This is a genomic window from Mycobacterium adipatum, from assembly GCF_001644575.1.
Classification (GTDB): Bacteria; Actinomycetota; Actinomycetes; order Mycobacteriales; family Mycobacteriaceae; genus Mycobacterium; species Mycobacterium adipatum.
In genome coordinates, this window is sequence record NZ_CP015597.1 from 46786 (window position 1) to 59314 (window position 12529).

The 12529-nt window shown below is 64.7% G+C and carries 12 protein-coding genes; all 12 read right to left on the minus strand.

What is annotated here, in order from left to right:
- Positions 1 to 52: 52 nt before the first annotated feature.
- The 12 genes from A7U43_RS27910 to A7U43_RS27965 all read right to left on the minus strand — a co-directional run bounded on the left by A7U43_RS27910 (position 53) and on the right by A7U43_RS27965 (position 12515).
- On the minus strand, positions 53 to 1450 hold the full coding sequence (locus tag A7U43_RS27910) for an MFS transporter (RefSeq protein ID WP_068004421.1): 1398 nt from the start codon (positions 1448 to 1450) through the stop codon (positions 53 to 55).
- A 957-nt stretch (positions 1451 to 2407) separates the two neighbouring features.
- Entirely contained in the window at positions 2408 to 3892 is a 1485-nt protein-coding gene (locus A7U43_RS27915; protein ID WP_156526207.1) for a hypothetical protein, read from the minus strand.
- A 159-nt stretch (positions 3893 to 4051) separates the two neighbouring features.
- A complete protein-coding gene (dnaB, locus tag A7U43_RS27920) occupies positions 4052 to 5440 on the minus strand; it encodes a replicative DNA helicase (RefSeq protein WP_418287713.1) in 1389 nt (462 codons plus the stop codon).
- A gap of 5 nt (positions 5441 to 5445) precedes the next feature.
- Positions 5446 to 6738, minus strand: a complete 1293-nt coding sequence (locus A7U43_RS27925) for a hypothetical protein (RefSeq protein ID WP_082902500.1) — start codon at positions 6736 to 6738, stop codon at positions 5446 to 5448.
- 974 nt (positions 6739 to 7712) lie between these two features.
- Entirely contained in the window at positions 7713 to 8396 is a 684-nt protein-coding gene (locus A7U43_RS27930; protein ID WP_068003977.1) for a hypothetical protein, read from the minus strand.
- A complete protein-coding gene (locus A7U43_RS27935; RefSeq protein WP_068004427.1) occupies positions 8393 to 9022 on the minus strand; it encodes a DUF1643 domain-containing protein in 630 nt (209 codons plus the stop codon). Before A7U43_RS27935 ends, A7U43_RS27930 begins: the two co-directional genes overlap by 4 nt.
- Positions 9023 to 9328: 306 nt before the next feature.
- On the minus strand, positions 9329 to 9787 hold the full coding sequence (locus tag A7U43_RS27940) for a WhiB family transcriptional regulator (RefSeq protein WP_231963886.1): 459 nt from the start codon (positions 9785 to 9787) through the stop codon (positions 9329 to 9331).
- Positions 9784 to 10416 carry a hypothetical protein gene (locus A7U43_RS27945; protein ID WP_068003981.1) on the minus strand — a complete coding sequence of 211 codons (633 nt, stop codon included), beginning with the start codon at positions 10414 to 10416 and terminating at the stop codon, positions 9784 to 9786. The genes A7U43_RS27940 and A7U43_RS27945 overlap by 4 nt, the downstream gene beginning before the upstream one ends.
- Positions 10413 to 10745: a WhiB family transcriptional regulator gene (locus A7U43_RS27950; protein ID WP_068003983.1), complete on the minus strand. Its 333-nt coding sequence runs from the start codon at positions 10743 to 10745 to the stop codon at positions 10413 to 10415. The genes A7U43_RS27945 and A7U43_RS27950 overlap by 4 nt, the downstream gene beginning before the upstream one ends.
- Complete coding sequence (locus A7U43_RS27955) at positions 10742 to 11284, minus strand: hypothetical protein (RefSeq protein WP_068003985.1); 543 nt, start codon at positions 11282 to 11284, stop codon at positions 10742 to 10744. Before A7U43_RS27955 ends, A7U43_RS27950 begins: the two co-directional genes overlap by 4 nt.
- On the minus strand, positions 11281 to 11562 hold the full coding sequence (locus A7U43_RS27960; protein WP_231963887.1) for a hypothetical protein: 282 nt from the start codon (positions 11560 to 11562) through the stop codon (positions 11281 to 11283). The genes A7U43_RS27955 and A7U43_RS27960 overlap by 4 nt, the downstream gene beginning before the upstream one ends.
- 266 nt (positions 11563 to 11828) lie before the next feature.
- Positions 11829 to 12515 (minus strand): hypothetical protein, encoded by a 687-nt coding sequence (locus A7U43_RS27965; RefSeq protein ID WP_231963888.1) that lies wholly within the window; start codon positions 12513 to 12515, stop codon positions 11829 to 11831.
- Positions 12516 to 12529 lie beyond the last annotated feature (14 nt).

The following is a 12529-nucleotide window of genomic DNA, read 5'->3' on the forward strand; positions in this document are numbered from 1 at the left end:
TGAGAACACCTCGCATCGTCTGTGCCCAAAGTTTGGGATTACCTCGATGTGACTAGTGAAGCGGGGGCGCCGAATCCGGAGTTCGACCATCGGTGTTCATCGAGTCCGACGCAGCCTCCCCTAAGGATCTTCCCGTCGTCTCAGGCGCCCATGCGTAACACACTATGAACGCGAAAATTGTCAACCCCGCGGCGAAGCCCATAACGATATTGATGCCAAGTGCCTCGATTCCTACCGGGACGAGGAACGTTCCTGTGGCGGCACCGATGCGGCTCACCCCGACCGCGATACCCACAGCAGTGGCACGAATCTCGGTGGGGAATAGCTCGTTTGGATACAACCACTGCAGAACCTGCGGTCCGCCGGAGGTCAGCGCATAGAACAGGAATGCTCCGATGACGAACCAGGTCGGCGCCCCGGCCCACAGCGCCAGCCCAGTCAGGGCAGCTGCCATGAGCGCGAACGGTACCAACGCCATCGGGCGACGACCCCATGTCTCCACCCACTTGAGGGCCGGTAGAACACTGACGGCCCAGATGGCGGCGAACAACAGCTCGCCAAGCAGATCCAGGTTTCCACCTTGGAGGCCGGTAGCTGCCAGGATCACGCCACCGAAGGTGAGGATGGCGTATAGCGGTGTGACGGCGGCCAGGTACAGCACCCCGCACATCACTGTCCGCTTCCAATAGCCGTTGGCTACGAGCAGGGAGAGATCGTCGCGAAACCGCCGCTTCTTCTGGACATCGTTGTCGATGTCGGAGAAGTCGACTTGTTGAGCTGCTTCGTGTCCGTATACCTGCTCGATGACGGCCTTTGCCTCTTCAGCGCGCCCTTTGCTGGCCAACCATCTCGGCGACTCCGGGATCCCCCGTCGCATCAACAAGATGAGTACACCCAGCACCGCGCCACTCGCTAGCATTAGGCGCCAGGGGTGTTCTCCCGTGATCGAGACGACGACGTATCCGAATAGGAATGCCGCCATGGCGCCGAGCGACCAGGCGAGCGATGATGCTCCGATCATGAAACCGCGCCGCTTCTTTGGGGTGAACTCCGCAAGCAGCGAGGTGGCGATCGGGTAATCGGCGCCAATCGCCAAGCCGATGATGAAGCGGAGCAGGATCAGCTGCCACAGCTCAGCCACCACGGCCGTGACGCCGCAGGCGCTTGCGATGATGACAAGATTGAGAAGATACATCTTCTCGCGCCCGATCTTGTCTGTTAGAGCCCCAAAAAGTGTGGCGCCGAAGAATAATCCGATCAACGACGCGGCGCCCAGCATGCCGAGTTGGGTTGATGTAGCCGGCATTTCGGACTTGATGCCGATCATGGCGACACCAATCAGGGTCAAGATGTAGCCATCGAGGAAGGGGCCGCCACAACAAGCAATGAGAAGTTTGCGGTGGAACCGGGTAACAGGGGCGTCATCAATAACGTCGAAGGAAGCTGCCATGCACATCTCCTGGTGGCCAGTAGTTAACGTTCAGCTCAGCTGAGTGTGATGCACACTACTTCCGGTCGTTTAAGGCGTTGTCATTCAATGGCAATCATTCTGATAGGCCGTGCCGTGGTCCCGTTGAAAGAAATCCAACTGATCTGTACCCGTGTTGCTGATCGCATCCGGAGTAAGCTGATGCGTCAACCTCACAGAGGCACCTTTGCTACGCCACCATGCTGTCATGGTCGATGTGTTGATCGCCGAGCCCGGTGAACTCAGCGATACCTGTCTTACCTGGTAGGGTCCGCCCGAAGTGAATCGACCACACGACCGTTCTCGAGCTAGGCCTGGTCCGCTGAAGTTGGAATGAGCGAGACATTGCTAAGTCTGATTGGCCCCGGCCCGTCGGGGAGACTGAACCAGTTTATGGCCGCATTGACAACCCTTCATCTACGGCACCTCGGCACCTCTTTTCGTCGTGCTACGCCGCTCATTCCTGCGCGTTGTGATTGAAGGTACCCGTAGTGGCCGATCACCCGTCGCTCTATCAGTGGAGAGAACCTGAATGACATTGGCGTACAGCTTGTTTTGTTCCTCCAGTTCATTGCAGCGCGCTTGCAGACTGCGGTGCGCTCGTTGAAGGTCTTCATATGCATGCGCGGTCCTTCGACGCGTGTCTGGGGTTGTGCCGTGCTTTCGGATGCACCCCTCCTCCTTGCTCTCCTGCTCCTGCTGCTGCGCCCGCTGCTGCTGTGGATTCCCGAGTTTTATCCCATCATGTGCTCGCCGGATAAAGGTGAGTTCCGGTGTGGGTTCTCACGTTCCGCTGCATATGGCCGTTGCACTGACCTGCGACGATTCGATCTTTCTCACGCCGGGTGCACCGACGTTGGTCTCACGAAACGCTGCAATTCCTACAGGCTCTGCGCTGACAGGCCGCACCTCGCCTTTTCCTCGTCGTGTGTCGCGCTCTCACCTCTCGGGTGTCAGCACTCGGGTGAGGATCGCGTCGGACGTGCCAAGAAGCCGAAGTAGGTGCGCTCTGACTACCCGTTCGAGGGTGTCCGCAGCGTCGGACAGTTCCCGCCTGTCGTAGGTCTTGTTCCCATGCGACAGATCATTACGAACGATGCGAAGTGCATCCAGCGTCGAGGTGATCGAGGGATTCTCCGAACGTACCGATTTCACCAGGGCGCCTTCGGCGAGACGAAGCTCTATGTCTACAGGCAGAGCGCGGAACATTTCGCGAAGTACGGAGTCGAGCCCCACGGGGCGCCGCTTCACCAAATATTTCTTGACGAAGCGGAGCGCCGCGCCGTCCAAGACCTCCTGGCACCGCGTCATGACTGAGTCGCGCTCCGTTACGAATGTCGATTGCTGTTCCTCGAATCGCTTCTCAAACCCGCACAGCCCTTCCAGCGCCTGGAGCAGAAGAAGGTACCTCGCTCGCGGGTGCTGATTCCGCCCGACCGCCGTGATGTCGTACGTGTTGAGGATCGGGTTCTCCGCGTCCCTGAGCGCTTGCCAGCGGCGCAGCAACTCCAGCAGTGACTGGCCGTCGGTAGCAAGACGTATATCCGAGACGTACTTGTCACGAAGCGACTTCGTTGACGTGTAGGGCGTTTGCGTGACCGATGCGTTGAACACCTGGCATTGTCGGGGCCCGTGCGGGCGGTCGTCTCCAGCTATCACTGGTGAGCAGGTCAGGTAGCTGATGTCCACCCGTTTGCCCGTCGCGGCTGCGATGAGCCCCCGCATCGGCCACGCCCACTGCATCAGGAAATCCACCAGAGGGATCGGCGTGGTGAGCTCCACCGAGACGACGGGGCTGAAGGCCAGACCGAAGCTGTACCAGCCGCCGACATCCGCCGAGAGCTGATAGTAGAGAGACACCTCCGCATCGTCGTCGCGCCACGTTTGGAGGCTGCTCTTGTCGATCGTGGCGCTGAACAACGGTTCGTTCTGCTCATACAGATTGCCGTCGGGCATGTGCACTTCCGCAAGAGGGCTTCGTCCCCCGAAGGCTTCGAGATACGGCACCTGGATCACGCCACCATCAACCAGAACGGGACCGTCGGTCGGCATCGTGTGTCCCACCAGTGCTGCCCAGGCGTCGAAATACGCGTTCGCTCCTTTATGGGATACGAACCCGTCGCGATTGCCCTCACCGGAGACGGTGAGGATGGCATCGATGAGCACGACGTCCAAACCGCCGTCGAGTTCACCGCGCACGAGGGGGTACTTGAAACGCTGCGGGAACCCGGCTCCCATCGAGTTTCCGCTCTGCGTCCAGTGCACCGGCGCTTTCCCGAAGACCCCGCCAGCAGGCTGTCTGAGTTCTTGCAGGTCAACCTCGCCGGGTACCTGCCAGGTTTCGGGGTCGGGAGGCTTGGACAATGTCCATGTTGCCCGATGGGTTCCAGCTTCGATAATCGGCTTCAGCGCCGCTCCCGTCATGATCGCCCCCTTGCCCCAGCCGAACTCAGCATAGAAGCTACGGGGTCAGCAAACGCCGAAGAGCGGCTACGGTATGAAGGTTCTCACGCGAGGTGCACAAGTGCAGCGTTGGTGCAGCCGAACGTGAGAAGTGCAGCCAAGCCTGAGAAGCGACAAGAGTCAGTAGCTGCGGGCGAGGTCTCGGAACGAGGCCATATGGAGGGTGGACGCAACGGTGCAGGTCTTCGTCGGTCCGTTGCGATGTTTGGCCAGGATGAGGTCGGCTTCGCCGGCGCGGGGGCTGTCGCGGTCGTAAGCGTCGGGGCGGTTGATGAGGATCACCATGTCCCCGTCCTGTTCCAGCTGACCGGTCTCGCGCAGGTCAGACAGTTGTGGCATTTTGTCGGTGCGCTGTTCGGGGCCGCGGTTGAGCTGGCTGATCGCAATCACGGGTACGTCGAGTTCCTTGGCCATCAGCTTGAGGCTGCGGGAGAACTCCGCGACTTCGGCCTGGCGGGATTCGACCCGCTTGCCCGAGGTCATCAGCTGCAAGTAGTCGACCACGATCAGCCGAAGGTCGGTCTTCTGTTTCAGCCGGCGGGCCTTGGCGCGGATCTCCATCATGGTCAGGTTCGGCGAGTCGTCGATGAACAGCGGAGCGTCGCTGATCTCGCCCATCCGGCGGGCCATCCTGGTCCAGTCCTCGTCGCTCATCCGACCCGAGCGCATGTCGGCCAGTTTGATCCGCGACTCTGCCGATAGCAGCCGCATCACGATCTCGGACTTGCTCATCTCCAGACTGAAGATCACGCTAGGCATTCCGTGCTTGATGGAGCAGGACCGCATAAAGTCCAGTGCCAGAGTCGATTTCCCGTGACCAGGCCTGGCCGCGACGATGATCATCTGCCCGCCATGCAGGCCGGTGGTCACCTCGTCGAGCTCGGCGAAACCCGTCGGCACTCCGATGGATCGGTTGCCGCCGGACTGGATCGCATCGATCTCGTCCATGGTCGGCTGCAGCAGATCCTCCAGTGCCACCATGTCGTTGGCGCCGCGGTCCTCGGTGACGTCGTAGATCTCGGCCTGGGCACGGTCGACGACTTCGGCGACATCGGCTCCGTCGGCGCCGGCGTAGCCGTACTGCACGACGCGAGTGCCGGCTTCCACCAGGCGGCGCAACACGGCCTTTTCGGCGACGATGCCGGCGTAGTAGCCGGCGTTGGCGGCGGTGGGCACCGTGGCGATCAGCGTGTGTAGATACGGCGCTCCTCCGACGCGGCGCAGCACGCCGCGGCGGTCGAGTTCGGCAGCCACGGTCACCGCATCGGCGGGTTCACCCTGACCGAAGAGATCCAGGATCACGTCGTAGATCTGGCGGTGGTTAGGCCGGTAGAAGTCGACGGGGCGCAGCTTTTCCAGCACGTCAGCGATCGCATCCTTGCTCAGCAGCATGCCGCCCAGCACGGACTGTTCGGCGGCCAGATCGTGCGGCGGTTGACGACCGTCGTCGAGATCGGTGTAGGGCTCGGGCTGGCGCCGGCGGCGGGTACGGGCCGGGGCGTCATCCAGATCGGTCATGCCGAGATCGCCTCCTCGAGTTCGGTTTCGTTCTCGCCGGCAGCCAGGTCGGCGGCGATGTGCGGCCAGCACCGGTCACACACCGTCGCCATCGACTTCAACGGCAACTCCGGTCGGAACACGCCACGGTCAGAGCCACACATCACGCAGCTGCAACCTCCGCTGATCGCCAGATCCATCAGCAGGTCCGTGCTCAATGACGTCGCTGCCGGGATCGGCTGCAGCTCAGCGATTTCTAGCTCGGGCTCGTAGGTGGCCAGCACATCATCGGACCAGCGCGCCAACGCCTCGGCCAGGGGCAGTTCCGGGAACTTGGTGCTCGCCCGACGCGCCACCACGGCGAGGGCGGCCATCGGGTCGGTGACGGCTCGCTTGAAGGTGACCTCACTGGCTCGTAGCGCCTTCTCGCGCACTTCAGCGCTGGTCACCGCCGCCAGATCGGCGAACCGGCGCGCTTTGGCGTCTTCGGCTTCGGCGCGGGCCGCGGCCGCGGCCGCGGCGTCCCAGGCCTGCTGCAACGGGCGCAGCCGGGGACCGGAGCCCACGACGTTGCGCTGCAACCTCCAGATCGCCAACTTGTACGGACGCTGCACGTCAGCGGGCATTTCGGCGTTGAGAACATCCAGGATCTGATCGGCGCGCCAACCCCGCTTGAGTCGCTGCAGGATCTCACTTCCGAGCTTCCACCGCAGGTGCTTCGGGAGGTGGGCCATCGGCTCGGGCAGCCCATCCATGACGGTTTTGAGTTCGCCTTGGGGAACCTTCACCCCGATCGGTCGGGAAGTCTCGCGCTGCCTGTCGTTCCGGAGGGTAGGGAGGTAATTCTTTTGGTCTATATAAGGACGCGGCTCGGAAAAGGTGACAGATTCGGGCTTGGAACGGCGGCTGTAGTCGACGATGACGCGCTGAGAATCGTCCCGTTCGAGCACCGCGATCCCCTCGGTGAACCGAGCGTGGATGGCGACGAAGGCGTGCTTGCCGCGGCCCTGCGCTGGCCGGTAGACAATCAGTTCATCGGCCGCCAGGCTCGCCAAGGCACGCCCGATCGTCTTGAGGTCATAGCGACGCCCACCGGCCGCGGCAATGGTGTCGACGAGCTGCATGAGGCGCATCTGGTCGTCGGTAACCTTCGACCACTGCGTGCACAGCATCGTGAGCACGGCCGCCAGGACTAGGCTCCGCGATCCACGCAGCCCGAGCGAGGCGGCATGCGATCGCACGCGTTCGGTGACGGTGGCGGCGTCCTCGAACGCGATCCGATCACGCGGCGGGCTCTTGGCCGCTCTCATCGCCGAAATCCAGGCGCGGCTGTGGCGCCGGAGAAGGCGGTCCGTTGCCGGTTCTGGCAAACGGATTTACGGGGGTTTCGACCTTCGCGACACGCCCATGAGGGTCCTGTGTTGACGCAGGTCATGGGGTGTAGAGGCGGACCCTCGGTCAAATGTGTTGATCTGTGTCCAGGGTAAGCGCTACCCTGAGAACTACCTTCCACGGTGTTCTCCCTGTTAGCGGCAGGGACCTGAGAGTCGAAGTTGGCGCTTCGGATCTCGCGAGGCTCGGAGTTGGCGCTCCGAGGACGATTTGGAACTCTTCCCAGTGACACCCCCTCCGGGGGCACTCTGTCCTCTGATCCCTCTATTGATTTGTGCTCTCGCCCTTGGGCGACAGATGGTCAGAACTGCTTGTCAACCCTCCTTCTGCCAGTCGTCACGGCCCATCGGACCACGCCTGCGGCGCTCTGCCGCGGACCGACACGGAGTCGGGGCCGAAGTGCGTGTTTGCTGGTGAGCGAAATGAGTTTGCTGCTGATCGGTCGCAGGCTCGTGCGCACTGTTTGCTGGCAGAGTTGCTGTTGCGTGCACGTGGCGAAAACCCCCTCTGACCTGGATATATGGCGATTGAAAGGCCGTTCATCGGTAGTGCTAACAATTGCAAGCACTAGTGCTACCCGCCAGGTTCGTGGTCCGTAGTGCTAACAATTGCAAGCACCCGGTCGTGGGTGTAGCCGCGGCGCGGGAGTCGGGCGTCGTCATCCAGGCCCCCGTAGAACCCACTTCGGCGAGGTGGCGGACGCATACTCGACCATCGTCGGCCTCATGTCGGACGGCTTGATCCGACTCGCGCTGAGGAAGCTGGTGCCGCGACGCTGCGGCTGGGTTCACCGGTGGCGGTGCGTCGAGGCCGCTGGCCCTGCGATCTCTCCAACCTGATCCGCGCCAGCACGGCCGGCGACCCGCTTCGACCCATGGCGTATTTTTCGCGATCACAGGGACTCCCCCCGGCCCTTGACCGCGATGCCGTAGTGATCGGCCAGCGCGAGCAACGTCGAGCACGGCGAGGCCACCACGCACTCGCCGGTGGCGACGCCGTTCCACTCCCCGGCCCACGAGTCAGCAGTGAACGAGCACTCCTGGCACACCACCGCGGCGTGCGGGCACCGCGACACACTTGGACCGTGCGCCGCTGTCAGGCCTGATTCGCTGCACTCTGCGCAGACGGTCAGCACGGGCCGATGCCTCGCGGCATGAGCCAGCAGATCCGAGCGGTGCCCGGCCTGCGACTCGGGGCCGGGAGGGGCATCAGCCAGGATCGAGGTGAAGATCTCACGCAGCAGCGCGCCCCGGCGGTCCCCGCCGGCCTCGGCGGTGTACAGGTCGATCTCCTGCTCGACGGTGCCCCGATTGAGCGCAACGACCCAGCTGCACCGTTCGCAGCGCAACCGTGTGAGCCACCGGCTGCCATAGGTGAATGGTCCGAGCTTGCCGACAACCTGCACACGCGCACCGCAGGGCGAAAAGGCCTCCACCTCAGCGGGACTGCGGCCTGGGGGCTGGGCGCTGCTGATCCGAGAAGACAACATCTCCAAATCGACCGCGTGATACCCGCACCCCGACAAGGCCGCCCCGACCGCAAACCGATGCTGCTCGTAGTCGATCGCGGCCCTCATGACAGCGCTCCGGCGCCCTGGTCGTCGTCGAGTACGACAGTCGAATCCGACAGCAGTCGCAGCCACCGCGGATCCACATCGAGCATGTCGCGATGCGCCCCAGCGGTTAGGCATTGCAGCGGGGTGTCGCCCCGCAGATACAGCGGATGGCGTGGCTGCTCGCCGGCCGTCCAGCCCAGCACCGCCACCGACCCGCCGGCGGCAGCCGCGATCCGCCATAGCCGGGTAGCCACCGACCGCGCCCGCACCGGATCCGCGTGAGCACCCCAGGAAAACACGATCACGTCGTGGCTCACCGCGGCCCGATCCAAATGGGCGTCGTTGTCAGGGCCGACCGGATCATCCAGACCGGCCAACTCTTTCGGGTGCGGGGTCCGCGCGGCGTAGAGGTTGGTCAACGTCACCGCGTCATAGCCGAACTTGCGCGCGAACCGGACATCACGGCGGGTGGTCGGGTCGTCCTGGTGCTCATCGGCATCCGACGGGTTCAACGACACGAACATCAGCGTCGGCCCCGAACCCCACCGCCGCGTCAACCAATACCGGTAGCGCCGGTCCTCGGAGAAGCCTGCCGCCGAGTCACTGTGGGTCAGATGCGGCAGGTGCAGATCCAACGTCAACGTCACCACACACCCCCGCGCGATCCACAACTGTTGTGCCTCATCCGCTCTTCACCCCCGTGAGGGTGGGCCGCGGCCGCCACGGGCCGCTACCGCGCTTACCACCGGTCACGACGGTCAAAGCGGGAACCCCGCCGCCGGCGGCGTAGACGGCGTGGCAGGCAGCGCAGCGCGTCATCCCAGCCGCATGCCAGGCGGCGCGGCAGTCCCCGCACAATCCGCGCCGATAAGCCTCGTGCCGGTCGGCTGGAATGCCGCTGCCTGGTGCGGCCGGCGCCCGCCGCGGGGTCCCCAAGAACTTTGACGGCGCGCTCACGCCGCACCCTGCTGTGCTGCGGCGGCGATGTCGTGCCGCCGGCTGCTCCGGCGCTGCCGGGCGATCTCGCGCTCGCGCTCACTTTTAGTCAGCGCACCCCAGATCCCGGAGTCGTTGCGGCCCTGATTCAAGCCGTAGCTGCGGCACTTCTCCAACACCGGGCAGTACTGGCAGATCGCCTTGCACTCCGCCTGCATCGCCGGGCTACGGGTCGACCAGTCGTACTCGGGGAACTCGCCGCACGCCCCTTCCATCGCGAAATCCTGAAGAGTCACCTCGGGTTCGGCGGCCAACGGCTCCGGGCACTCCCTCTCCAGATACCGGCTCACCGACCGGGTGCTGACCCTCAGATGATCGGCGATCGTGTCGATCGACTGACCGCGCCGATGCATCCGGTGGGCAGTGATCCGGTGGTTGATCCACCGCGCATTCGGCCGTCCCCCACCATTACTCATGACTGCTCTCCCATCGAGTTCGTCTCCCGCAGGCGCCGGTACTCCGCGGCGACTTCTGCGACGCCAAGCTGCTCCAACGCGCCGGGGACATCCGCCGGCGCGATCGCCGCGCGCGGATCCCCTTCGGTGGGCTTGGCATTGATTCCCAACCGCGACATCACCGCGGTCAGCGTCAGCATCATCGGCGCGCTCGGGCACGCCACCTTCAATCCGTGACCGTTGAATACCCCGGCGGCGTGCACCGCGCCACGGCTGATGCCCAACGCGGCCGTCATCCCCTGCCCGAACACCCAACGTCCGTCACGAAAGCCGTACCGCCCCAACACAATTTGCGGGTTGAGCACCTCGACGGTGCCGCCGTCCCCGCCGACGTCGATCAGGTTGACGTCTTTGTTGGCCAACACCTCGGTCAGCCACAGTGCGGTAGGACCGTGATCGAAGCGAATCCGCATCCGGGTGCCGATCCGGCGCACCGTCGGGGTGAACGCCAGCAGCGCCGCAGCGTGCCGAGTGCGTACCTCGGGCTCCGCGGCGACCGCACACAGGTGCAGCCGCGCCGAGGACGTCAGCGATGCGAACGTGGACCTGCGCTGCGGACGCCGCCGCGCCGGCGTCGTCGTCGGGCTCATGCCGACACCCCGAGATGGACCACGTCATCACGGGCCGAGGGAAGGCCGGCGATCACCCGTAGCTCTTCCATGGCCGCAGCCCGCCGGCCGACGTTTGCGGCGATATTCTGCGGCAAGTACACCCCGGCATAAGTGCCGGACTCCTCGTCGCGGAACACCGCCTCGCCCGCGCACCGCGCCCTCACCGGGCACCGCGCACACATCCGCTGAAGTTCCTTGCGCAGCAGCCCGTGCGGCCGGCGGTCTGACGTCCACATCTCCGGTGCATCCGAGGTCTCCAGGTAGCACACAGCCCGCTTCTGCCACTCCATCTCGGCCGCTTCACTCATCGGACCGAGACCGCCACAGACGTCGACGAGGTGGTGATCTCGGCGATGAACCGCACCGCCATGGCGGCCACACGGGCAGCGATCGGGCGCGCGGGTTCCTCGAAGCGGATCGCCGACCACAGCGCATCGAGCTCACGCTTGAGGTAGCCGAACGCTTCATGGCTCGATGCGCACGGTCGTCCCGGCGGCCCCACCAGGGCCAAGGCGTCGTGCTGCTCAACCGCAGCTGCCCGGCACCGCTCCCGCGCGCCACCGGGGCCGTCGAGCTCGTAGAGGTCGGCGATGAACCGCAGCGCCATCGCCCCGACTTGGGAAGCCTCGGCGCGGGCGCGCCCGATGTGGTTGCCGCGGATCTCGTCCCAGAGCTCGTCGACTTCTTCGGCCAGGACCATGGCACCCTCCTCGGGAGAACGCCAGATCCGCGGGTGCTCGACCAGGCTGGCGGTCAACTCGTCCCAGATCGCCAGCTCGGCCTGGTGATAGCGGGCTTCGGGGTCGCTGGCGGTGCAGGCACTGGCCAGCAGATGTGGGGTTCTCATACGGGGATCGCCTCACGATCGAGGCTCAGGTGGCGCACGCACTCACTGCAGGCGTCATCGCCGGGCACGCAGGCCGATCCGCAGATAGTGCACGCGCTGGTGCACGACCGGCAGGCGAGCTGCCCGTCGACCCGCACCGGCTCCACCGGAGCCTTCCCGCACATCGGGCAGTCGTCGAAGATCGAGGGCTTCCAGCTACCGAAGCCCAGCTCAGCCTCGTCGGCGGCCGGAGCCGCGCTGCGCACCGGGTTGGTGCAGGTCAGCACAGAAGATCGCACAGAAAGGGCCGGAACTCTTGCTTCCGTTGAGGCGTAGCCTCTACCCTGAGATTGACCGAGCAAAGTCATCTCTCCTTAGATTCCAGGAGACCCGGACGCGAAGTTCCCGCTTCCCGTCCACCCCCAGAGACAGCCCCTACGGGGGCTTCTCTTCTGTCTGGGGCAAGGTCACCGCTATGAAAATGTCTGAAGTGCACCGCGGCAGCGGGGCGCAGCTAGAGCAGCAGCGGTATCACCACCTTCGAGATCAGCTGTGTGCCAGGCATTCAGACCACCCGGCCCTCTCCTGCCGCGGCGTCACCGATGACACGCTGCACGAATGCGCGCTGACGCGAACCGAGCCGCGCGAGATGGTTGGCCAAAGCCGATGCCGCAGTGCCGTCGTCGGGCATACCGCCGGGATAGACCACCAGAGCCGACTCGCCGTCGGCGCGGGGAACCTCGGCGATGAAACCGTGGCGGGCCACCGCATCGCCGCAGGCGTAGAGCTTCCAGCCGTGCTGCTTGAGGATCCCCGCCCACCAGTAGGCCATCCGCACCCCCCGGTCAGGCTGCTGCACCCAGCCGGGCAGGTAGCGGGTGTCGGGCTTGGCCGGCGTCGCCATCAGGCCGGCCGCGCGCAGCTGCGCCACGGCCTCCTCGATTTCGGCGCTCCATCCCAGCGAGCCGAGTCGCCAGATGGACTCGGCGAGCACGTCGGCCAGCGTGCGGGGCGTCTGCGGTTTGTCATCGTGGTGCCGCACCACCGACACGACCTGGTACGAGGACAAGCGGATGCTGACCGTCGCGGTCATCGTCATAGCGTCGAACCGCGCGTCGACCAGGAGGTCACCGCCGGCTTGCAGGTCCTTGGCCCACCAGTGCAGCGGCCGGATCGCTTCGGCGGGCTGGTGTAGCGGCCGCACTGCAGGCAGCAGGTCGTAACGGGCCTCGAAACCGGCCAGTTCAGGCATGCGGGGTGTCGGCC